The 21,020-nt window shown below is 69.8% G+C and carries 20 protein-coding genes; 13 read left to right on the top strand and 7 right to left on the bottom strand.

What is annotated here, in order from left to right; all coding sequences use genetic code 11:
* Window positions 1-225: 225 nt before the first annotated feature.
* The 5 genes from gatC to GPZ80_RS17070 all read left to right on the top strand — a co-directional run bounded on the left by gatC (window position 226) and on the right by GPZ80_RS17070 (window position 4,736).
* Complete coding sequence (gene gatC / locus GPZ80_RS17090; RefSeq protein ID WP_091370743.1) at window positions 226-525, top strand: Asp-tRNA(Asn)/Glu-tRNA(Gln) amidotransferase subunit GatC; 300 nt, start codon at window positions 226-228, stop codon at window positions 523-525.
* Window positions 522-2,039: an Asp-tRNA(Asn)/Glu-tRNA(Gln) amidotransferase subunit GatA gene (gene gatA, locus GPZ80_RS17085; protein WP_187221371.1), complete on the top strand. Its 1,518-nt coding sequence runs from the start codon at window positions 522-524 to the stop codon at window positions 2,037-2,039. The genes gatC and gatA overlap by 4 nt, the downstream gene beginning before the upstream one ends.
* Window positions 2,039-2,239, top strand: coding sequence for a hypothetical protein (locus GPZ80_RS17080; protein WP_187221370.1), 201 nt, complete (start codon window positions 2,039-2,041; stop codon window positions 2,237-2,239). The genes gatA and GPZ80_RS17080 overlap by 1 nt, the downstream gene beginning before the upstream one ends.
* A complete protein-coding gene (gatB, locus tag GPZ80_RS17075) occupies window positions 2,236-3,741 on the top strand; it encodes an Asp-tRNA(Asn)/Glu-tRNA(Gln) amidotransferase subunit GatB (RefSeq protein WP_187221369.1) in 1,506 nt (501 codons plus the stop codon). Before GPZ80_RS17080 ends, gatB begins: the two co-directional genes overlap by 4 nt.
* 137 nt (window positions 3,742-3,878) lie before the next feature.
* Window positions 3,879-4,736, top strand: a complete 858-nt coding sequence (locus GPZ80_RS17070; RefSeq protein WP_187221368.1) for an FG-GAP repeat domain-containing protein — start codon at window positions 3,879-3,881, stop codon at window positions 4,734-4,736.
* Here GPZ80_RS17070 and GPZ80_RS17065 read toward each other — a convergent pair.
* Window positions 4,733-5,923, bottom strand: a complete 1,191-nt coding sequence (locus tag GPZ80_RS17065; protein ID WP_187221367.1) for a PQQ-dependent sugar dehydrogenase — start codon at window positions 5,921-5,923, stop codon at window positions 4,733-4,735. The two genes, GPZ80_RS17070 and GPZ80_RS17065, sit on opposite strands and share 4 nt — an antisense overlap.
* A gap of 10 nt (window positions 5,924-5,933) precedes the next feature.
* Complete coding sequence (locus GPZ80_RS17060; RefSeq protein ID WP_187221366.1) at window positions 5,934-6,821, bottom strand: alpha/beta fold hydrolase; 888 nt, start codon at window positions 6,819-6,821, stop codon at window positions 5,934-5,936.
* Between the two features lie 45 nt (window positions 6,822-6,866).
* Between GPZ80_RS17060 and GPZ80_RS17055 the strand changes: the two genes are divergently transcribed.
* Window positions 6,867-7,772, top strand: coding sequence for a 2-hydroxyacid dehydrogenase (locus GPZ80_RS17055; protein ID WP_187221365.1), 906 nt, complete (start codon window positions 6,867-6,869; stop codon window positions 7,770-7,772).
* A 48-nt stretch (window positions 7,773-7,820) separates the two neighbouring features.
* Window positions 7,821-8,453: a DoxX family protein gene (locus GPZ80_RS17050; protein ID WP_187221364.1), complete on the top strand. Its 633-nt coding sequence runs from the start codon at window positions 7,821-7,823 to the stop codon at window positions 8,451-8,453.
* 68 nt (window positions 8,454-8,521) lie between these two features.
* On the opposite strand, the gene GPZ80_RS17045 is transcribed toward GPZ80_RS17050, so the two are convergent.
* The 4 genes from GPZ80_RS17045 to GPZ80_RS32765 all read right to left on the bottom strand — a co-directional run bounded on the left by GPZ80_RS17045 (window position 8,522) and on the right by GPZ80_RS32765 (window position 11,701).
* Window positions 8,522-8,896: a type II toxin-antitoxin system VapC family toxin gene (locus GPZ80_RS17045; protein WP_187221363.1), complete on the bottom strand. Its 375-nt coding sequence runs from the start codon at window positions 8,894-8,896 to the stop codon at window positions 8,522-8,524.
* Entirely contained in the window at window positions 8,893-9,150 is a 258-nt protein-coding gene (locus tag GPZ80_RS17040; protein ID WP_187221362.1) for a type II toxin-antitoxin system Phd/YefM family antitoxin, read from the bottom strand. Before GPZ80_RS17040 ends, GPZ80_RS17045 begins: the two co-directional genes overlap by 4 nt.
* 162 nt (window positions 9,151-9,312) lie before the next feature.
* Entirely contained in the window at window positions 9,313-11,172 is a 1,860-nt protein-coding gene (gene ilvD / locus GPZ80_RS17035) for a dihydroxy-acid dehydratase (protein ID WP_187221361.1), read from the bottom strand.
* An 88-nt stretch (window positions 11,173-11,260) separates the two neighbouring features.
* Complete coding sequence (locus tag GPZ80_RS32765) at window positions 11,261-11,701, bottom strand: PH domain-containing protein (protein ID WP_187221360.1); 441 nt, start codon at window positions 11,699-11,701, stop codon at window positions 11,261-11,263.
* Window positions 11,702-11,993: 292 nt separating this feature from the next.
* On the opposite strand from GPZ80_RS32765, the gene GPZ80_RS17025 reads away from it, so the two are divergent.
* From GPZ80_RS17025 to ilvC, 3 genes are read left to right on the top strand one after another with little or no spacing between them, the layout of a single operon-like run.
* Complete coding sequence (locus GPZ80_RS17025) at window positions 11,994-13,826, top strand: acetolactate synthase large subunit (RefSeq protein ID WP_187221359.1); 1,833 nt, start codon at window positions 11,994-11,996, stop codon at window positions 13,824-13,826.
* Window positions 13,827-13,828: 2 nt separating this feature from the next.
* Window positions 13,829-14,335: an acetolactate synthase small subunit gene (gene ilvN, locus GPZ80_RS17020; protein WP_091371379.1), complete on the top strand. Its 507-nt coding sequence runs from the start codon at window positions 13,829-13,831 to the stop codon at window positions 14,333-14,335.
* Between the two features lie 47 nt (window positions 14,336-14,382).
* Window positions 14,383-15,396, top strand: coding sequence for a ketol-acid reductoisomerase (gene ilvC / locus GPZ80_RS17015; RefSeq protein WP_187221358.1), 1,014 nt, complete (start codon window positions 14,383-14,385; stop codon window positions 15,394-15,396).
* A 58-nt stretch (window positions 15,397-15,454) separates the two neighbouring features.
* Here ilvC and GPZ80_RS17010 read toward each other — a convergent pair whose 3' ends face one another.
* Complete coding sequence (locus tag GPZ80_RS17010; protein ID WP_187221357.1) at window positions 15,455-16,171, bottom strand: hypothetical protein; 717 nt, start codon at window positions 16,169-16,171, stop codon at window positions 15,455-15,457.
* Between the two features lie 129 nt (window positions 16,172-16,300).
* On the opposite strand from GPZ80_RS17010, the gene GPZ80_RS17005 reads away from it, so the two are divergent.
* From GPZ80_RS17005 to serA, 3 genes are all read left to right on the top strand, one after another.
* Window positions 16,301-16,576: a DUF397 domain-containing protein gene (locus GPZ80_RS17005; RefSeq protein ID WP_187221356.1), complete on the top strand. Its 276-nt coding sequence runs from the start codon at window positions 16,301-16,303 to the stop codon at window positions 16,574-16,576.
* A 2,270-nt stretch (window positions 16,577-18,846) separates the two neighbouring features.
* Complete coding sequence (locus GPZ80_RS17000; protein WP_187221355.1) at window positions 18,847-19,188, top strand: hypothetical protein; 342 nt, start codon at window positions 18,847-18,849, stop codon at window positions 19,186-19,188.
* 153 nt (window positions 19,189-19,341) lie between these two features.
* Window positions 19,342-20,940: a phosphoglycerate dehydrogenase gene (gene serA, locus GPZ80_RS16995; RefSeq protein ID WP_187221354.1), complete on the top strand. Its 1,599-nt coding sequence runs from the start codon at window positions 19,342-19,344 to the stop codon at window positions 20,938-20,940.
* The last annotated feature ends 80 nt before the right edge of the window (window positions 20,941-21,020 follow it).

The following is a 21,020-nucleotide window of genomic DNA, read 5'->3' as shown; positions in this document are numbered from 1 at the left end:
CGATGTTCCTACTCGGTGCGCGAAACCAAACGTCCACGCCCTACGCCGACCGCCGATTGTCGCAGACCAGGTGACCCAGACGGCGGCTGGTATCCATCGGACCGCATCGCGGGATGGGCTTCGGTGTACACCCCCGGCGGCTTGAGAACAACCCGTTCGGGGCTTCCATCCTGCGCGAAATAGACTCACGGGGTCCTATCGCAGACACCCCCGGGGGTTCGTCGAGTGCCAAGCATCTCCCGTGACGAGGTAGCCCACCTCGCCAGACTGGCCAGGCTGGCCGTCACCGAAGAAGAACTGGACCTGTTCGCGGGCCAGCTCGACCAGATCGTGCAGGCCGTGGCGAAGGTCGGTGACGTCGCTGACCAGGACATTCCGCCCACTTCTCACGCGGTGCCGTTGACCAACGTCTTCCGTGCGGACCTCGTTCGACCCGGGCTCACCCAGCAGCAGGCACTCGCCGCGGCACCCGCCGCCGAGGACGGGCGCTTCCGCGTTCCGCGCATCCTCGGGGAGGAAGCATGACCGACCTGATCCGCCTGACCGCCGCCGAACTGGCCGCGAAGATCCAGGCCAAGGATGTCTCCGCCGTCGAGGTCGCCCAGGCGCACCTCGACCGCATCGGCGCGGTCGACTCCGCCGTGCACGCGTTCCTGCACGTCGACACCGAGCGCGCGCTGCAGGCCGCCAAGGCCGTCGACGAGGACGTGGCCGCCGGCCGCCCGGCGGCGTCGCCGCTCGCCGGTGTGCCGCTCGCGCTCAAGGACGTCCTGACGATGCAGGGCGCCCCCACGACCTGCGGGTCGAAGATGCTCGAGGGGTGGAACCCGCCGTATGACGCGACGGTCACCCTGAAGCTGCTCCAGGCGGGCGTCGTCATCCTCGGCAAGACCAACATGGACGAGTTCGCGATGGGCTCCTCCACCGAGAACTCCGCCTACGGCACCACCCACAACCCGTGGGACCTCGACCGCATCCCCGGCGGCTCGGGCGGCGGCTCGGCGGCGGCGCTGGCCGCGTTCGAGGCCCCCCTGGCGATCGGCACCGACACGGGCGGCTCGATCCGCCAGCCCGGCTCCGTGACCGGCACGGTGGGCGTCAAGCCCACCTATGGCACGGTCTCGCGCTACGGCCTCGTCGCGTTCTCCTCCTCGCTCGACCAGGCGGGCCCGTGTGCCCGCACGGTCCTCGACGCGGCGTTGCTGCACGAGGTCATCGGCGGCCACGACCCGCTCGACTCCACCTCGATCGACGCGCCGCTGCCGCCCGTCGTCGCCGCGGCCCGCGAGGGCGCCAACGGCGAGCTCACCGGTGTCCGCGTCGGCGTGGTCACGCAGTTCGCGGGCGACGGCTACCAGCCGGGCGTGCTCGCGTCCTTCGAGGCCGCGGTCGCGCAGCTCAAGGAACTGGGCGCGGAGATCGTCGAGGTGTCCTGCCCGAGCTTCGACCTGGCGCTGCCCGCGTACTACCTGATCGCGCCGAGCGAGTGCTCGTCGAACCTCGCCCGGTTCGACGCCATGCGCTACGGCCTGCGGGTGGGCGACGACGCCACCCGCAGTGCCGAGGAGGTCATGTCGCTGACCCGTGAGGCCGGTTTCGGCCCCGAGGTCAAGCGGCGCATCATGCTCGGCACCTACGCGCTGTCCTCGGGCTACTACGACGCGTACTACGGCTCGGCGCAGAAGGTCCGCACGCTCATCTCGCGTGACTTCGACGCCGCGTTCGGCACCGTGGACGTCCTCATCTCGCCGACCACGCCCACCACGGCGTTCCGCATCGGCGAGCGGGCGAACGACCCGATGGCCATGTACAAGGCCGACCTGTGCACGATCCCGTCGAACCTGGCGGGCAACGCCGCCCTGAGTGTCCCGAGTGGACTGTCCGACGACGACGGGCTGCCGGTGGGCCTGCAGATCATGTCGCCCGCGCTGCAGGACCACCGCGGGTACCGCGTGGCCGCCGCGTACGAGGCCGCCCGCAACGCCGCGCAGGGCGGTCCGCTGATCAACCGCGTTCCCGAGCTGGAGGTGGCTCACTGATGGCCGGCGTGAAGAATCTCAAGGGCGCCTTCGGTGTGGTCGGCTCGGTGACGGCGGCGACGACCGCGGTCACCAGCCTGCGCAAGGCGCGCGAGGACAACGACAAGCTGCTGCTGGCCAACGCGCTCGGGGGCATCTTCGTCGCGCTGACCAGCGTGCTGATCGCGGTTCGGGCGTTCCGGAAGGGCGGGGACAAATGACGTCCACTGTGGAGCTGATGGACTACGACGAGGTCATCGAGCGCTTCAACCCGGTGCTGGGCCTGGAAGTCCACGTCGAGCTCAACACCAACACCAAGATGTTCTGCGGCTGCCCGGTCACCTTCGGAGGTGAGCCGAACACCCAGGTGTGCCCGGTCTGCCTCGGCCTGCCCGGGGCGCTGCCGGTGCTCAACGCCATCGGCGTCGAGTCGGCCATCCGTATCGGCCTCGCGCTCAACTGCGAAATCGCCGAGTGGTGCCGCTTCGCCCGGAAGAACTACTTCTACCCGGACATGCCGAAGAACTTCCAGACGTCGCAGTACGACGAGCCGATCGCCTTCAACGGCTACCTCGACGTCACCCTCGACGACGGCGAGATCTTCCGCGTGGAGATCGAGCGCGCCCACATGGAGGAGGACACCGGCAAGTCGCTGCACGTGGGCGGCGCCACCGGCCGCATCCACGGCGCCGAGCACTCGCTGCTCGACTACAACCGCGCCGGGGTGCCGCTGATCGAGATCGTCACCAAGACGATCGAGGGCACCGGCGCGCGTGCCCCCGAGGTGGCCCGCGCCTACGTCAGCACCCTGCGCGACCTGCTCAAGGCGCTCGACGTGTCCGACGTGCGGATGGACCAGGGTTCCCTGCGCTGCGACGCGAACATCTCGCTGATGGCCAAGGACGCCACCGAGTTCGGCACCCGCACCGAGACCAAGAACGTCAACTCGCTGCGCAGCGTCGAGCGGGCCGTGCGGCACGAGATGACCCGGCAGGCGGCGATCCTGGTCGAGGGCGGCACGATCCTGCAGGAGACCCGGCACTTCGAGGAGGCCTCGGGCACCACGCGGGCCGGGCGGCGCAAGGAGACCTCGGAGGACTACCGGTACTTCCCGGAGCCCGACCTGGTCCCGATCGCCCCGTCCCGCGAGTGGGTCGAGGAACTGCGCCTGACCCTGCCGGAGCTGCCCGCGCAGCGCCGCAAGCGAGTCCAGGCCGAGTGGAACCTCACCGACCTGGAGCTGCGCGACCTGATCAACGCCGGTGCGATCGACCTGATCACCGAGACCGTCGAAGCGGGCGCGTCGCCCGCCGAGGCCCGGTCGTGGTGGGTGTCCTACCTGAGCCAGCAGGCCAACAACCGCGGCGTGGAACTCGGGGAGCTGCCGATCACCCCCGCGCAGGTCGCGAAGGTCATCGCCCTGGTCGCCGACGGTTCGCTGACCAACAAGCTGGCCCGTGAGGTCGTCGACGGCGTCATGGCGGGCGAAGGCGAACCGGAGGACGTCGTCGAGAAGCGCGGCCTCAAGGTCGTCTCGGACGACTCGGCCCTCTACGCCGCCATCGACGAGGCCCTGGCCGCCCAGCCCGACGTCGCCGACAAGATCCGCGACGGCAAGGTCGCCGCCGCGGGCGCCATCGTCGGCGCGGTCATGAAGACGACCAAGGGCCAGGCCGACGCCAAGCGCGTCCGGGAACTGATCCTGGAACGCTGCGGCGGATAACCGACAGAATCACCATCCGACTGCCCGCCATCGCCTGATGGCGGGCAGTCGGTTTCTCAGCCACAGAACGCGGCCGGTAATGGTTCCGCGAAGCCGACGAGGCATGAGTTGCCAGTCCCCACTCGGATGGGAGCCTCATGCGATTACGTCGAACCGTGATGGTTTTGTCGGCCCTGCTCGTGGTGCCGATGCTGATGCCTGCCCCCGCGTCGGCGGGTGGTCGTCACGAGCCGTTCTTTGCCGACTTCAACCAGGATGGCCGCCAAGATCGAGCGATACTCGGCCGGGTCGGCACCACTACGACGTGCACCGTCAGCGTCGAGACCATGAAACCGGACGGCACTTATCGGGCACCCAAGACCCGGTCTTTCACATCCCCCGCGACGCGGTTGCCATACTGCCCGGACATGGGTGAGGCGGTCGACCTCGATAGCGACGGGGAACTCGAGATCGTCACGGCATGGTTCTCCGGCACGACCTATGCGGACAAGATGTTGGTGTTGCGCCACTTCAAGCCCGCCGGGATCTATCAGGGAATCGGTTATCCGAGCACGCTGCGGAAGATCGACTTTGATGGCGACGGACGCGAGGACATTTGGCAGTCCAGCGACCAGAGCGGCAGGTTGCGGGCTTTCCGCAACGACGGCTCGGGTGGCTTGGTTTCAGGTCCGTTCGATGCGTGCAGCGCCGCACCCGTTCCTCAGCACGTCTTCGCGGACTTCAACGGCGATGGCGGACAGGACATGCTGCTCTCAAGAACGTGTTTCTACGGGGGCGGTCCGGTGATCAACGCCGAGATCTACTTCGGCAGCGGCGGGGCGCAGGCGGTGCTGGTCAACTCGACCGACAGCCACCGAGAATACAAGGTCTTCCTGACCGATCTCGGCGCCGACGGAATCCCGGATGCGGGGGTGGTCGAGCAGGATTTTTCCGGCACCGTGTTCGCCACGTATTACTTCCGCAACGACGGGACGGGCGTCTTCACCGAGGTCTAGTCGACGCCGCTGCCGCCGCCGCCCTGTTCGACGACGATCACGACGGCGCGGTCGTCGCTGGAGGCGGCTTTGCCGCCCTCCTTGTTGACCGTGCCGCCGATGGCTAGCTGCTCCGACAGCAGGTCGAGCCCGTCGACCCGGCCGAACCCGTCCGGTTCGGCCATCACGACCTGCGGCTTCCCGGTGAACGTGCCGTCCGGGGCTTGGGCCAGGTTCTGCAGGTGCGCGCCCTTCGACATGGCCACCCACATGCTCCGGGCGGGTGACGCGCAGCCCGAGATGCCCGGTTTGTCCGGCCAGGACCAGGCCGGAGCGCCCAGGGGCTTGCCGTAGTCGAGCCGGTAGAGCACGTCGGCCGCCGCGGTCCGATCGGTGACCCAGACCCGGGACCCGTCCAGCGAGCTGCACAGGCCGCCGGGTGACTCAAGGCCACTGGCCACCACGGCCGTCGGGGTCGGGTTGTCCTCGGCGGGCTTTCCGCTGGAGTTGATCCGGAGCACCTTCCCGGCGAGCGACGCGGGGTCCGCGGCCGCGGCGGCGTTGCCCGCGTTGCCGGTGGCGATCAGCAGCGCCCCGCGGTGGTCGTTCGCGAGCGCCCCGCGGTTGCCCGACGCACCCCGGGGGATGCCGGTGAGCACCGGCTTGGGCGTGTCGTTGGGCGCGATGCGGACCAGGCGGTTGTCCGTGGGCGTGGTGATGTAGGCGAAAAGGAGTTGGTCTTCGACGAAGGTGGGCGACAGTGCGAGCCCGGTGAGGCCGCCGTCGGTGCTGCCGTCGACCGGGACCGTGGCGACCACGACCGGCTCCGAACCCATCCGGACCAGCAGGATGCGGCCGGTCTTGCGTTCCCCGACCAGCGCCGACGGCGTCGACCCGTCACCCGGCAGCGCGGCCACCGCGACGACCGTGTCCAGGCAGGTGGCGAGCACCGCGGGGTGGAAGTCCTTGCATCCATCTGGTGGGGGCACGGGGCCGGGCGGGTTGACCCGCTGTTCGCCCGCCGGTCCACCACCGCCGCTGTCGCCGCCACCGGTGTCCGGCTCGGGCGCGGCCTGCGGCGTGAGCGGCGGCTCGGCCTGCCAGCTCTGCGGCGGCGGCTGCTCCTCGAACGTCGCGCAGGAGGCGAGCAGGGCACTGGCCACGCAGGCGGCGGCGAGCGCGCGGACCCGGCGGTGTGTACCCGACATGGTCCCCAGGTTAGGAGGCGGTCCGTGAATCCGCGGTGAGCGCCCGGTCGACGAGCAGGTGGAGCTCGTCGACGATCACCCGCGGCGCCTCCAACGGCAGGAAGTGGCTGGTCGGCAGCACCCGCACGCGGGCGCCGGGCAGCACGGAGGCGGCCTCTGTGGAGCGTCGGGGGTCAGCCAGGAGGTCGTAGCGGGCAGCGAGCACGGTGACCGGGCAGGTGATCCCGGCCAGGTCGCGGTCGGGAACGTCGGCCAAGGCGAGGGCGAGTGTGACGTACCAGCGCCAGTCGTGGTGCAGGAACCGCCGCAGGGCCGTGACCACGTCGGCGTTCGCGGCGCCTGGAAGCATGAACCCGCTGTACCGCATGGCCGAGGCGGTGACCCGGTTGACCGGGACGCGGTGCAGCACGGCATCGATCAGCGGACCGGCGAACCGCAGCCCCCGAGCGGCGGCCAACGCCACGGGCCGCCGCACCGCCGCCGGGATCCCCAGGACGCCGAGCATCCCGCCGAACAGGTCGCCGGGCACGCCCGCGGTCAGCATCAGACCGGAGACCCTCTCGGGGTATCGGGTGGCCAACTCGGTGGCGACCATCACGCCCATCGACCAGCCCATGACCACGCAGCGGGTCACCCCGGCCGCGTCCATGACCGCGATCGCGTCGGCGACGTGGTCGTCGAGGGAGATCCGATCCGGGTCGGCGGGTCGGTCGGATCCCATGGTGCCGCGGTGGTACCAGCTCAACACCCGCACGCCCGACGACGGCAACAGCAGCGCGGGCCAGGCCTCGGGAATGGTGCCCAGTCCTGGGCACAGCAGCACGACCGGGCCATCGGACTCGGTCTGCCAGCCGCGGATCCGGGTGCCGTCCGCGGCGGTGAGGTCGTGTTCGCGCATCGAACATAGTTTGCCTGACAACTACGCCTGATTAGTGTGTTCTGTGTGACGGTGACAGTTCTCGTGCCCGACGAGCACGGTATCCAAGCACTTTCCGGAATCGACGGCTTCCGGGTGTTCCGGCACTGGCCGGATCTCCCGCCCGAGGCCGAGGACGCCGAGGTGCTCATCCCGGACTTCATCGCCGGTGCGGCGCTGGACCTGGTGGACCGGCTGCCGAAGCTGCGTCTGGTGCAACTGCTCACGACCGGCGCCGACGCCTGGACCGGCAGGCTGCCGGAGCACGTCATGCTGTCGACCTGCCGCGGAGCCCACGGGGGTAGCAGCGCGGAGTGGGCGGTCGGCGCGTTGCTCACGTTCTACCGGGAGTTCGCCGAGTTCGACGCGGCGCGCAAGCTGCGCAAGTGGACCCCGCACACGACGGACACGTTGCAGGACAAGCGAATCCTCGTCATCGGCGCGGGCGACCTCGGTCAGCAGCTGCGCCGCCGGTTCGACGCGTTCGACGCGCACACCACGCTGGTCGCCAGCCGGGCCCGCGACGGCGTGCGCGGCGTCGACGAACTGCCCGCGCTGCTTCCCGAACACGACGCGGTGGTCCTGGTCATGCCGCTGACCGAGGCGACCACGCGCATGGTCGACAGGAAATTCCTGTCCCTGCTGCCCGACGGCGCCATCGTCGTCAACGCCGCGCGCGGCCCGGTTGTGGACACCGAAGCGCTGCTGGCGGAGTTGACCTCCGGCAGGCTGCGCGCCGCGCTCGATGTGACCGATCCGGAGCCGCTGCCCGCCGATCATCCTTTGTGGACCGCGCCGAACATCATCATCACCCCGCACGTGGCGGGCAACAGCGCAGGTCACCGGGCTCGCGCGTACCGAGTGGTCGCCGCTGAGATCGCCCGCTTCGCCGCGGGCGAGACACCGCTGAACCTGCTGCGCGGCGCCTATTGAACGATCTTCCGGAGGGCGAAGGGTTGACGGAGGGCCTAGTCTGCGCCCGTGAGTATCGATGATGACCGCACCCCAGTCGCGGGCGGCAGCACGGACAGCGGATATTTCACGCCTTCCGAACAGAGGTACACCGCATACGACTCTGACGACACCACCGGCTTCGACGACGATGTCGTCGCGACTCGGGAACCACACAAATGGCACTTCGGTGCCGACCTCGGTCTGCTCGTCCTGCGGGTCGCGCTCGGCGCGATGCTCGTCGGGCACGGGCTGCAGAAGGTCTTCGGGATCATGCAGGGCCCGGGGATCGACGGCTTCGCGAAGTTCCTCGGCACGCTGGGTTACCAGCAGACGACGCTGCTGGCCTGGGTCACCGGCGTCACCGAACTGACCGCGGGCTCCCTGCTCGTCCTCGGCCTGTTCACCCCCGCCGCCGCGGCGGGCGCGCTCGGCGTGATGGCGAACGCCATCTGGGTCAAGCTCGACATCAAGGAATTCCTCGGCGCGGTCGAACTCGAGAGCCTGTACGCGGCGGGCGCCTTCGCCCTGCTGTTCGCGGGCGCGGGCAAGATCTCGCTCGACCGCAACACCCCATGGTTCCGCCGCGCACCCGCGTTCGGGTTCGTGTTCCTGGTGCTGGCCATCGGACTCTCCGTCGCCACACTGATCGTTCTTCGCTAGCCGAACACCGTTTATGACAGTGGCACCGGAGTCCGTGACTCCGGTGCCACTGTCGTTACGGAGGATTCCTACGGAGCGAGGACTGGTACGTCGTATCGCTTGATGTGCGCGTCACAGGTGATCAAGGTCAACTCCTCCACCATGGCCTGCGCTATCAGCACGCGATCGAAGGGATCGCGGTGAATCATCGGCAGTCGAACGGCCTTGATCGCGTGGGCTGCAGTGATCGGCAGGGTGCGAAAGCCCGCGTCCATGACGGTCTCCGGCAGTCGCTCAGGGCTGGTGAGCTTGCCGGACTCCTGCTTGATGCCGAGTTCCCATACGGACGCGGTGCTTACGTAAACCTCCGCCTCCTCGGCGATGAGGTCTCTGACTTCATCGGACAAGCCAGGGTCGCCCGTCAGCCACCACAGAACGACGTGCGAGTCGAGAAGAAGCCTCATGTCGTCCCGTAGAAGTCGTCGGCGATAGCCTCGTTCACCTCGGGGGAATCCCAGTTGCCCGCGACGGCGATCCTGCCTTTCAGGATCCCGTAGCTGGAACGTCGGGTCTTCCGCGGAAGCGGGATCACCTTCGCCACGGGTGTGCCCGCCCGACTGATGATGATCTCCTCGCCGTGTTCGACACGGTCGATGATCCGAGACAGATTCGTCTTGGCTTCATGGATGTTGAACTGATCAAGGTGTTCGGCGTCCATGGATAGACCTCCTAGCTAAGAGGTTAGTCCACCAGTATGCCCTGGTCAACGCGTTAGCTGTCTGAGTCGCGCACCGCTCCGGTCGAGGCGTTCTTCGCCAGAGCCGGAAACACCGAGGGGCCCATCCGGACAGTCCGGATGGGCCCCTCGATCGTTGACTGTCTACTTGTCCGGGTCGCGGACCGCGCCGGTCGAGGCGTCGGTGGCCATGCGGGCGTAGGCGCGCAGGGCCGCGGTGACCGGGCGGACCCGGTCGACCGGCTGCCACGGGCGTTCGCTGGCGTCCATCTTCGCCCGGCGCTCGGCGAGGACCTCCGGCGCCACCAGCAGTTCCAGCTTCCGCGCGTGCACGTCGATGAGGATCTGGTCGCCGTCCTGGACCAGGCCGATGGTGCCGCCGCCCGCCGCCTCCGGGGAGACGTGGCCGATGGACAGTCCACTTGAGCCGCCGGAGAACCGGCCGTCGGTGACCAGGGCGCACTTCTTGCCCAGGCCCGCGCCCTTGAGGAACGCCGTGGGGTGCAGCATCTCCTGCATACCCGGACCGCCTGCCGGACCCTCGTAGCGCACGACCAGCACCTCGCCGGGCTGGATCTGCTTGCCGAGGATCACCGAGACGGCCTGCTCCTGGCTCTCCACGACCCGCGCCGGGCCCTGGAAGGTGAACAGTTCCTCGTCGATGCCCGCCGCCTTGATGACCGCGCCGCGCTCGGCGAGGTTGCCGTGCAGCACCGCGAGGCCGCCGTCGACGGTGTAGGCGTGCTCGACGTCGCGGATGCAGCCACCCGCCGCGTCGGTGTCCAAAGAGGACCAGCGGTTCGACGTGGAGAACGCCTTGGTGGTGCGGACCCCGCCGGGGGCCGCGTGGAACAGCTCCAGGGCCGCCGCGGACGGGTTCTCCGCGCGGATGTCCCATTCGGACAGCCACTGCTCCAGCGACGGGCTGTGCACGGCCGCGACATCGGTGTTGAGCAGCCCGCCCCGCCACAGCTCGCCCAGCAGCGCCGGGATTCCGCCCGCGCGGTGCACGTCCTCCATGTGGTAGTCGGAGTTCGGCGAGACCTTCGACAGACACGGGACGCGGCGGGAGATGTTGTCGATGTCGGCCAGGGTGAAGTCGATCTCGCCTTCCTGGGCCGCGGCGAGAACGTGCAGCACCGTGTTGGTGGACCCGCCCATCGCCATGTCCAGGGCCATCGCGTTCTCGAACGCCTTGCGGTTCGCGATAGAGCGCGGGAGAACTGAGGAGTCGTCGCCTGGGTGATCTTCGCTGCCGTACCAGCGCTTGCACAGCTCGACGACCGTCGTCCCGGCGCGGGTGAACAGGTCGCGGCGGGCCGAGTGGGTGGCCAGCGTGGACCCGTTGCCCGGCAGCGCGAGGCCGAGGGCCTCGGTGAGGCAGTTCATCGAGTTGGCGGTGAACATGCCCGAGCAGGAACCGCAGGTCGGACACGCGGAGCGCTCGACCTCGGTCAGGCCTTCGTCGTCGACCTCCGAGCTGGCCGACGCGGAGATCGCGGTGATCAGGTCGGTCGGGGCCTGGGCGACACCGCCGACGACGACCGCCTTGCCCGCCTCCATCGGTCCACCTGAGACGAACACCACGGGGATGTTGACCCGCATCGCGGCGTTGAGCATGCCGGGGGTGATCTTGTCGCAGTTGGAGATGCACACCAGCGCGTCGGCCTGGTGGGCGTTGACCATGTACTCCACGGCGTCGGCGATGATCTCGCGCGAAGGCAGGGAGTAGAGCATCCCGCTGTGTCCCATGGCGATGCCGTCGTCGACCGCGATCGTGTGGAACTCGCGCGGCACGCCGCCCGCCTCGCGGATCGCGTCGGCGACGATGTCGCCGAGGTCGCGCAGGTGCACGTGGCCGGGCACGAACTGCGTGTAGGAGTTGGCGATGGCGATGATCGGCTTGCCGAAGTCGCTGTCGGTCATGCCGGTGGCGCGCCAGAGCGCGCGGGCTCCGGCGGCGTTGCGGCCGTGGGTCGTCGTGCGGGAGCGCAATGCGGGCACGGCTGCTCCTCCAAGGTTCGTGTCGCTATCAGCTATGGGACGTGCACGGCGCCGGATAGGCGCCCGAGCGGGGAGCGGTGGCCTTAGGTTACTCCGCCTCGACGACGGGTTCCTCGGCCTTGTCCTCGGCTTCGGTGACCGGAGTCTCGGTCGGGTCGTCCAGCCGGCCGCCGCTGACCAGCGCGAGCGCGGGCAGATGCCGGACGCGGACGCACGGAAGGGTGACCTCGGTGTCGTCGGCCAGCACCGCGCGCACCCCGGAGCGCTTGGTCAGCCGCAGGCTCTTGAGGGAGTCCCACGGCATGGTCCGGCTCCGGAAGACCTCGCGGGCGACGATGCCCTCGGCGGTCGCCGTGGTGCGAACTCGGATGACCCACACCACAATGGCGAGCGGAATCACGTAGAGCAGCGGGAGCCAGGGCGCCGCGAACGCCACCGGCGTCGCGCACACGGCCAGGAGCAGGGCCGCGAGGATGGCGACACCGGGGATCCGGAACACGAGCTTGGAGGGAATCTGCTGGTCGGACACAGGACAAATGGTGCACCCTCGCACCCGCGGGCATACGCGCGACCCCCTGCCGCCCGTCCAGTATCCGGGATCACGATCCCGCAGAGTTGACGCCCTAGGCCGAACGCATTAGCGTCTGAGCCGTGCCCTCACAGTCAATTCTCGTACTTCCGCCGCGCGTTCGACGCTGACGGAAGCCAGCACGCATCGAACGCGCGGACCCTCGTACGACCATGCCGGTCGACGGGGGCTTTTTTGTGCCCTCACCCGCTTCCCGTGACCAGATAACACTTCTACCCACGAGGCAGAAACGATGACCAGCGCCACATCGCGGCCCACGCCGGCCCCCGCGACACCGGGGCCGGGCAACTCCGCCCGCCCCAAGCCCGCGCCGCCGACCGGGACACCCGTTCGGGTGACCGGCGCGCAGTCACTCGTCCGCTCGCTCGAGGCGGTAGGCGTCGAAATCGTCTTCGGCATCCCCGGCGGCACGATCCTGCCCGCGTACGACCCCCTGCTCGACTCCACCAAGGTCCGCCACATCCTCGTCCGCCACGAGCAGGGCGCGGGCCACGCCGCGACCGGCTACGCGCAGGCCACCGGCAAGGTCGGCGTCTGCATGGCCACCTCCGGCCCCGGCGCTACGAACCTGGTCACCCCGCTCGCGGACGCGAACATGGACTCGGTGCCGCTCGTGGCCATCACCGGCCAGCAGACCCGCGCGCTGATCGGGACCGACGCGTTCCAGGAAGCCGACATCTGCGGCATCACGCTTCCCATCACCAAGCACAACTTCCTGGTCACCGACCCGGCCGACATCCCGCGGATCATCGCCGAGGCGTTCCACCTCGCGAAGACCGGCAGGCCCGGCCCGGTTCTCGTCGACATCCCCAAGGACGTCCTACAGGAGCAGACGTCCTTCATCTGGCCGCCGGAGCTGCGGCTGCCCGGGTACCGCCCGACCACCCGCCCGCACGGCAAGCAGGTCCGCGAGGCCGCCAAGCTGATGTGCTCGGCGAAGCGCCCGGTCCTCTACGTCGGCGGCGGCGTCATCAAGGCCCAGGCGTCCCCCGAACTGCTGGAACTCGCCGAGCTGACCGGCATGCCCGTGGTCACCACGCTGATGGCCCGTGGCGCGTTCCCCGACTCGCACAAGCAGCACCTGGGCATGCCCGGCATGCACGGCACCGTCCCCGCGGTCGGCGCCATGCAGAGCTCCGACCTGCTCATCGCCCTCGGCGCCCGGTTCGACGACCGGGTCACCGGTCAGCTCGGGTCCTTCGCGCCCGGCGCGGCCATCGTGCACGCCGACATCGACCCGGCCGAGATCTCCAAGAACCGCCGCGCGGACGTCCCGATCGTGGGCGACTGCAAGGAGATCCTGATCGAGCTGATCGCCGCGGTGAAGGCCGAGAAGGCTTCCGGCTCCGAGGACCTCACCCCCTGGTGGAAGCAGCTCGACCAGTGGCGCGAGACCTACCCCCTTGGCTACGAGTGGCCCGAGGACGGGACGCTGTCGCCGCAGTACGTCATCGAGCGCATCGGCGCCATCGCGGGCCCGGACGCCATCTACACCGCGGGCGTCGGCCAGCACCAGATGTGGGCCGCGCAGCACGTCCGCTACGAGAAGCCGGGCACCTGGCTCAACTCCGGCGGCCTGGGCACCATGGGCTACGCCGTCCCCGCCGCCATGGGCGCCAAGTTCGGCAAGCCGGACTCGGTGGTCTGGGCGATCGACGGCGACGGCTGTTTCCAGATGACCAACCAGGAACTCGCCACCTGCGCCATCGAGGGGGCGCCCATCAAGGTCGCCGTCATCAACAACGGCAACCTGGGCATGGTCCGGCAGTGGCAGAACCTCTTCTACTCCGGCCGCTACTCCCAGACCGACCTCGGCACGCACAAGTTCCGCATCCCCGACTTCACCCTCCTCGCCGAGGCGCTGGGCTGCGCGGGCCTGCGGTGCGAGACCAAGGAAGAGGTCGACGAGGTCATCAACCGGGCCATGGCGATCAACGACCGGCCCGTCGTGATCGACTTCGTCGTCGGCAAGGACGCCCAGGTGTGGCCCATGGTCGCCGCGGGCACGGGCAACAGCGAGATCATGGCCGCGCGCGGCATCCGGCCACTGTTCGACGAGGAATGATCATGACTACTCACACTCTGAGCGTTCTCGTCGAGAACAAGCCCGGTGTCCTGGCCCGCGTCTCCGGCCTGTTCTCCCGGCGCGGCTTCAACATCGACTCGCTCGCGGTCGGGCCGACCGAGCACCCGGACGTGTCCCGGATGACGATCGTGGTCGCCGTCGACGAACTGCCCTTGGAACAGGTCACCAAGCAGCTGAACAAGCTGATCAACGTCATCAAGATCGTCGAGCTCGAGCCGTCGATCGCGGTGCAGCGGGAACTGCTGCTGGTCAAGGTCCGCGCCGACGCCACCGTGCGCAGCCAGGTCCTCGAAACGGTGAACCTGTTCCGCGCCAAGGTGGTCGACGTCTCACCCGAGGCGCTTACCATCGAGGCCACCGGCACCGCCGACAAGCTCGAAGCGCTACTGCGCATGCTCGAGCCCTACGGTGTGCGCGAAATGGTCCAGTCCGGCATGGTCGCCATCGGCCGCGGTCCGCGCTCTATCACGGCAACCGCCGTGCGGTGACCGACTCCCACTGATTTCGTTAGTCCCAGGAAGGAACAACTAGCACCATGTCCGTCGAGATCTTCTACGACGCCGACGCCGACCTGAGCATCATCCAGGGTCGCAAGGTCGCGGTCATCGGTTACGGCAGCCAGGGCCACGCGCACGCGCTGAGCCTGCGTGATTCGGGTGTCGACGTCCGCATCGGGCTCCCCGAGGGCTCCAAGTCCCGCGCCAAGGCCGAGGAGCAGGGCCTGCGCGTGCTCACCCCGGCGGAGGCTTCCAAGGAAGCCGACCTGATCATGGTGCTGGCGCCCGACACCAAGCAGCGCTTCATCTACGCCGAGGACATCGAGCCCAACCTCTCCGACGGCGACGCGCTGTTCTTCGGCCACGGCTTCAACATCCGCTACGACCTGATCAAGCCGCCGGCGAACATCGACGTGGCCATGGTCGCGCCGAAGGGCCCCGGCCACCTCGTGCGCCGCCAGTTCGTCGACGGCAAGGGCGTCCCGGCGCTCATCGCCGTGCACCAGGACTTCACCGGCGGCGCCCAGGCGCTCGCCCTGTCCTACGCCGCGGCCATCGGCGGCGCGCGCGCCGGCGTCATCAAGACGACGTTCACCGAGGAGACCGAGACCGACCTGTTCGGCGAGCAGGCCGTGCTCTGCGGCGGCGCGTCCGCACTGGTCCAGACCGGTTTCGAGGTGCTCACCGAGGCCGGCTACGCCCCGGAGATCGCCTACTTCGAGGTGCTGCACGAGCTCAAGCTCATTGTCGACCTGATGTACGAGGGCGGCATTGCCCGCCAGCGCTACTCGGTGTCCGACACCGCCGAGTACGGCGACCTCACCCGCGGCCCGCGCGTCATCACGCCCGCGGTCAAGGAGGAGATGAAGAAGATCCTGGGCGAGATCCAGGACGGTACCTTCGCCCGCGAGTGGGTGGCCGAGGACGAGGCCGGTCGCGAGAACTACCGCAAGCTGCAGGAACAGGGCGAGCAGCACCCGATCGAGGAGACCGGGCGCAAGCTGCGTGGCCTGATGTCCTGGGTCGACCGGCCGCTGACCGACACCGCCTGAGGCTTCTCCCCAACGGTGGCCCGTGGCGTCCTCGACGCCGCGGGCCACCGTGTTTCTCTCAGAAGTCGGGTTTGGTGCGCAGGGTGATGAGCGCGGCGGGGGCCAGTTCCGGGATGAAGGAGAAGCCCGGGAAGCCGCCCCAGGCCACGGACTCGCGCAGGTAGTCGACGAGCGTGATGCCCGTTCTGCCCGAGACGCCCCGCAGGACCGGATCGGCGGTCAGGGCGGGCAGTTCGATGCCGTGGGTGGCGCCGTTGACGTTGGCCTTCGTGCTCTCGTCAGGGGCGATGGCGAAGACGAAGGCCGCCGGGTTCTCACAGCGCTGCCACTCGTAGCTCAGGGAGTAGGCGTTGCCCAGGCACAGCGGGTCCGGGTACTCCGGGCCAGGCGGGGTGCCGCGCGGGGCGGGTTGCTGGTGGTAGGTCAGCTCCAGGACCTGGCAGTCGCCCGCGAACCAGACCTCGCCGACGCGGCGCAGGCAGGCCTCCAGGGCCAGGGGCAGGCCGCCGATCTTGTCGATCAGCATGTCGACCAGGTCGTCGTCGTCCTCAGTGGGCGGCTGGTGGGCGGGGACCAGCCGGTCCGAGGACACCCAACCGAACTCGGGCAGCGCCGCCGCGATGCGGGCCACGTGCTGGGCGACCCGGATCATCGTCTCGTCGGCCACCGCGGCGGCGTCCTCCGCCACGTCGTCGGGGATGTCGCCGAGCGCGCGAAGGTCGTTCCAGACGGCCACATGGTCGCCACTCAGGTAACGCGCGTAATACGAGCTCACCCGGGCCACGCTACTGAGCGCGACAGCACAGTGGCCGGACCGACACGTTCCGGCATCACCGCGCCGCCCACTGCGGTATACCTGGGCCCGACAGTTTTTGGTGACGCATTCGGACCAGTAGGAGACGCGATGGACAGCGCCCCCATCTACGACGACAAGGCCGAGGTGCGCGGCAACCTCGACCTGACGAAGGCCGACTGGCAGCGCGCCGCGGAGCCCGACGCCGACCCGAACGGCGAATACGTCGAGATCGCGTTCGTGCCGCACACCGACGGCAAGACCTACATCGCGATGCGCAACTCCAAGTTCACCGGCCCGGACGACACCGTCCTGGTCTTCACCGAGTCTGAGTGGGATGCCTTCGTCGAGGGCGCCAAGGCAGGCGAGTTCGACGAGCCGTGGTGAGCCCGGGCGCGGCCCGGGACCGGGGGGATTTCACTGGATCGGGTGACTGGGTGGCTCCAGCCGCGACGCCGGAGTGGCCGCAGGAGGAGGGCGCGTGGGCGCCCCCTTCGGGACGCCATTCGGCGGAGGCGCGGAAGGCGGCTGAGGAGCACTTACCCGGTGGGGGGCATGGTCGGACGGGCGCTGATCCGGTCGGCGGTTCTTTCGATGGGGGTTCTGGGGATGTCCGGCCCGGTGGAGGCTTCGTGGAGCCCCACTCTTTGACACACGACTCGGCAGACCGGTTCGAGGAGCCAAGCGCCCCTCCCGGCCGCCGCTCACGCCGAGCCCGCGGCGTGCCGCACGAGGAACTTGTCGCCCCCCGGATCGGCGGCTCCGAGGAGCCTGCCCCTGGAACGGGGGCGATCGGATGGCCCGGAGACGCGGCGGAGGAGCAGGCGACGCGGCGGGAGGAGCTTTGGCCTGCCGAAGCGCCTGCCGACGCGGACCGGCCAACCCCCGCCTCACCGGATCTCCCTCGGGCGTCGATGGCTGACCCGGCATCCGCGCCCGTTGTGGATGGCCCTCCGCTGCCGCTGGGCGGTCGTGGGAGGTCAGTGGGTTCATACCCGCCGTTCGATGGGGATCAGCAGGCCGTTGAGGCTTATCCACCGGTTTCTGCCGAGCCGATGGTGAGTGGTCCCCCGGTGGGCAGGCACGGAGCTCTGATGGAGGGCCCGTCTTCGTCGTTTGTTGGGGATCGTTCGTTCGTGGATGATCCTGTGTTCGGCGCCTACCCTCCGGCTTCCGTCGAGCCCATGACGGGCTCCGCCGGCAGACACGGAGCGCCGGTGGAGGATGCGTACCCGGCGTCCGATCGGATGGGTGGTCCTGTGCTTCCACCCGGCCCACCTGGGCCGGTGGAGGTGTCGCGTACGCCTTTGAGTGAGGACCGTTTGCCCATGCCCGATCCCTCTCCGACCGGCGAGCGCCCGGCCGGACCTCGGTCACCGGACGAGGGGCGCCCGATGGCTGGGTCGCCTCCGGGCGGACCGCAGCCCATTCAGCCCCCGTCCATGCCGTTCGGCGGTGGAGAGCCCGCCCGGTCGCACACCGGCCCTCAACCAGCGCCGTTCCCGCCGAGGCCGATGGGTGGGCGGGACCCGATGGAGGACTCGTCGGCGGGCAGGGTGCCGATGCCTGCCCGGCAGAACCACCCGCCGACCGGCCCTCAGCATCGTCGGCACCCGGCCGACCAAGCCCCACCCCCAGGGGCGCAGGGAAAGCTGCCGGGTGGGCCCGGCTTACGGCCCGATCCGGCTTCGGCGCACCCGCGGCAGGGCCGGCCTGGAGCACCGATGGGGCCTGGACACCCGGCCAACGGTCCCGGCCATCCTGGCCCGAACAACCCACCGCGCCCGGTGGGTGAGGCTCCCGCCGACGATCCACCCCCGACTGGCCCCGGTCAGCAGGTGTCTCAGGGTGAGCGGCCAGGGATGCGGCCTGGTCAGCACGTGCCCGATCAGCCCCGCCATCCCCACCCGATGCCGGGCGTGTCCGGTCAGCGTCCGCCCGTCCGGCCTGCTCATCCGATGGCGGACGGCGATCGCCCGCCTGGTGTGCCCGGTCAGCACCTGCCCGCCGTGCCCGGGCAACCGACACCCGAGGGCGACCGTCGGCCCGACTTTTCCGGCCGGCATCCGGTTGCCCCTCAGGGGCGCCCCGGACAGCACCTGCCCGATGGCAGGGGCCCGGCAACGGGACCTGGCCAGCACGTGTCCGGGCCCGGCCGTCCGACGCCCGCGACGGACCGTTCGCCCGGCCAGGCCAGTCAGCATTTGCCCGGATCGCGGAATCACCCCGCCCAGCCCTCGCCCGACGATCGGTCGATGCGGCCTGGCCAGTCCATGCCCGGCTCCGACCGTCCGGTCATGCCCGGCCAAGCAGATCCGGCGCACCGTCACATCCCTGAGCGCCCATCGGGCGGGCCCGGCCCTGATGCGTCCCGCCCGCCGATGGGGCGGCCCGGTCCCGACCCTCGTCCGACGGGACAGTCCAGTCCCGATGCTCCTCGTCCGACGGGGCAGGGTTCTGACGCGTCGCAGCCGATGAGTCAGCCCGGGCCGGGGCCATCGCGGCCGCCGGTTCGGCCTGGTCAGGCTGGTTTCGACGGCTCCCGTCCGTCGATGGGTCAGCCCGGGCCAGAGACCCGGCCGCCGGTTCGGCCCGGTCAGCCCGGCCGCGAGGCCTCCCGTCCGATGGGCCAGCCGGGTTCGGACAATGCCCGTCCGATGGGACAACCCGGCCCCGACGCCTCCCGCCTGCAGCACCGGCCACCCGGGCCGAACCCGCCGAACCGGCCTCCCGCACCCAACCGGCCACCACAGCCACCCCCGGCCATGGCGGCCAAGCTGCCGCCCGTCGGGGCCTTCGGCGGCGGCTTCGGGCCCGCGGGCTCCGGTGGCTACTCGACCGGCAGCACTCCCGTCCCGGTTCGCTCCAACGACGACCACCCCGAGCTCCCCACCGTCAAGGACCAGGAGAAAAAGCGCCCCGCCTTCCTGGTCGAGGGCGATGACGACGAGGTCTTCGGCAGCGGCGAGTTCACCGCTCCGCAAGTCATCGGGGAGTGACAGTCGGTAGTTGACCTTGGTGTGGCCCAACGCTGCCATGTCATGAATCCCACCTCCTGGTGAAACGGTTCAGCCCACGTCATAGACTCGTCCACGTCTGGTTACAGCGCGGTAACCGTCTCCTGCCCAGCCTCCTGACCTTGGAGTCGCAGCGTGACCAATTCGACCCGACCCGTCGTCCTCATCGCCGAGAAGCTCGCGCCGTCCGTGCTGGACGTATTCGGCGACGAGATCGAGGTCCGCCACGTCGACGGCACCGACCGCCCCGCCCTGCTCGCCGCCGTGGCCAGTGCCGACGCGCTGCTGGTCCGGTCGGCCACGCAGGTCGACGCCGAGGTGCTCAAGGCCAGCGACAAGCTCAAGGTCGTCGCCCGCGCGGGTGTCGGCCTCGACAACGTCGACGTGCCCGCCGCTACCGACCGGGGTGTCCTGGTCGTCAACGCGCCGACCTCCAACATCGTCTCCGCCGCCGAGCACGCCGTGGCGCTCCTGCTCGCCGTGGCCCGCCAGGTGCCCGACGCCCACGCCACGCTGCAGGGCGGCGAGTGGAAGCGGAGCAAGTTCTCCGGGGTCGAGCTCAACGGCAAGACCGTGGGCGTCGTCGGCCTGGGCAAGATCGGCCAGCTGTTCGCCCAGCGCCTCGCCGCGTTCGGCACCACGCTGATCGCCTACGACCCGTACGCCTCGCCCGCGCGCGCCGCGCAGCTGGGGATCGAGTTGGTCAGCCTCGACGAGCTGCTCTCCCGCGCCGACGTCATCTCCGTGCATCTGCCCAAGACGCCGGAGACCAAGGGCCTGCTCAACGCCGACGCCCTCGCGAAGACCAAGAAGGGCGTCATCATCGTCAACGCCGCCCGCGGCGGCCTGATCGACGAGCAGGCGCTCGCCGACGCCGTCCGCGGCGGCCAGGTCGGCGGCGCCGGTGTCGACGTCTTCGTCACCGAGCCCACCACCGAGAGCCCGCTGTTCGGCGTCCCGGGCATCGTCGTGACCCCGCACCTGGGCGCCTCCACCGGCGAGGCCCAGGACCGCGCGGGCACCGACGTGGCCCGCTCGGTGCTGCTGGCCCTGCGTGGCGAGTTCGTGCCCGACGCGGTGAACGTGGCCGCGGGCGGCGTCGTCGGCGAAGAGGTCCGCCCGTACCTGCGGCTGACCCAGAAGCTCGGCACCGTGCTCTCCGCGCTGAGCCCGAAGGCACCCACCTCGATCTCGGTGGTCGTTCGCGGCGAACTGTCCACTGAGGACGTCTCGATCCTGCCGCTGGCCGCCCTGCGCGGCGTGTTCTCCGGCATCGTCGAGGACCAGGTGACGTTCGTGAACGCGCCGCGCCTGGCCGAGGACCTCGGGGTGGCCATCGACCTCACCAAGGAGTCCGAGAGTGCCAACCACCGCAGCCTTGTCACGCTCCGCGCGGTCTACCCCGACGGCGCGTCGCTGACCGTGAGCGGCACGCTGTCCGGCCTGACCCAGGTCGAGAAGCTCGTCGAGGTCAACGGCAGGCACTTCGACCTGCGTGCCGAAGGCGACGTCGTGTTCCTGGAATACCCGGACCGCCCCGGCGTGATGGGCACCGTCGGCACCCTGCTCGGCGAGTCGGGCATCAACATCGACGCCGCGCAGATCAGCCAGACCACCGACGGCACCGACGCGGTGATGGTGCTGCGCGTGGGCCGCTCGGTCGACCAGTCGGTGCTGGAGTCGATCGGCAAGTCCATCGGCGCCCGCACGGTCCGCTCGATCGACTTCGGCTGATCGACTTGGATTCCGTCCGCTCCCCGCGGCCGCGGGGAGCGCGACACCTGATCGGGTCCAACTGCTGGGATGCTCGATCT

This window comes from Actinokineospora xionganensis (assembly GCF_014323725.1).
In the GTDB taxonomy this organism is placed as follows: Bacteria; Actinomycetota; Actinomycetes; order Mycobacteriales; family Pseudonocardiaceae; genus Actinokineospora; species Actinokineospora xionganensis.
Note: the sequence above shows the minus strand (reverse complement) of the source record. Positions and strands in the feature narration are given on the sequence as shown.

What these genes read in the sequence shown, in the direction of transcription:
- gatA (WP_187221371.1), top strand. Translation starts at nt 522, where the DNA reads ATGACCGACCTGATCCGCCTGACCGCCGCCGAACTGGCCGCGAAGATC.
- GPZ80_RS17080 (WP_187221370.1), top strand. Translation starts at nt 2,039, where the DNA reads ATGGCCGGCGTGAAGAATCTCAAGGGCGCCTTCGGTGTGGTCGGCTCG.
- gatB (WP_187221369.1), top strand. Translation starts at nt 2,236, where the DNA reads ATGACGTCCACTGTGGAGCTGATGGACTACGACGAGGTCATCGAGCGC.
- GPZ80_RS17070 (WP_187221368.1), top strand. Translation starts at nt 3,879, where the DNA reads ATGCGATTACGTCGAACCGTGATGGTTTTGTCGGCCCTGCTCGTGGTG.
- GPZ80_RS17065 (WP_187221367.1), bottom strand. Translation starts at nt 5,923, where the DNA reads ATGTCGGGTACACACCGCCGGGTCCGCGCGCTCGCCGCCGCCTGCGTG.
- GPZ80_RS17060 (WP_187221366.1), bottom strand. Translation starts at nt 6,821, where the DNA reads ATGCGCGAACACGACCTCACCGCCGCGGACGGCACCCGGATCCGCGGC.
- GPZ80_RS17045 (WP_187221363.1), bottom strand. Translation starts at nt 8,896, where the DNA reads ATGAGGCTTCTTCTCGACTCGCACGTCGTTCTGTGGTGGCTGACGGGC.
- GPZ80_RS17040 (WP_187221362.1), bottom strand. Translation starts at nt 9,150, where the DNA reads ATGGACGCCGAACACCTTGATCAGTTCAACATCCATGAAGCCAAGACG.
- GPZ80_RS17025 (WP_187221359.1), top strand. Translation starts at nt 11,994, where the DNA reads ATGACCAGCGCCACATCGCGGCCCACGCCGGCCCCCGCGACACCGGGG.
- ilvN (WP_091371379.1), top strand. Translation starts at nt 13,829, where the DNA reads ATGACTACTCACACTCTGAGCGTTCTCGTCGAGAACAAGCCCGGTGTC.
- ilvC (WP_187221358.1), top strand. Translation starts at nt 14,383, where the DNA reads ATGTCCGTCGAGATCTTCTACGACGCCGACGCCGACCTGAGCATCATC.
- GPZ80_RS17005 (WP_187221356.1), top strand. Translation starts at nt 16,301, where the DNA reads ATGGACAGCGCCCCCATCTACGACGACAAGGCCGAGGTGCGCGGCAAC.
- GPZ80_RS17000 (WP_187221355.1), top strand. Translation starts at nt 18,847, where the DNA reads ATGGGACAACCCGGCCCCGACGCCTCCCGCCTGCAGCACCGGCCACCC.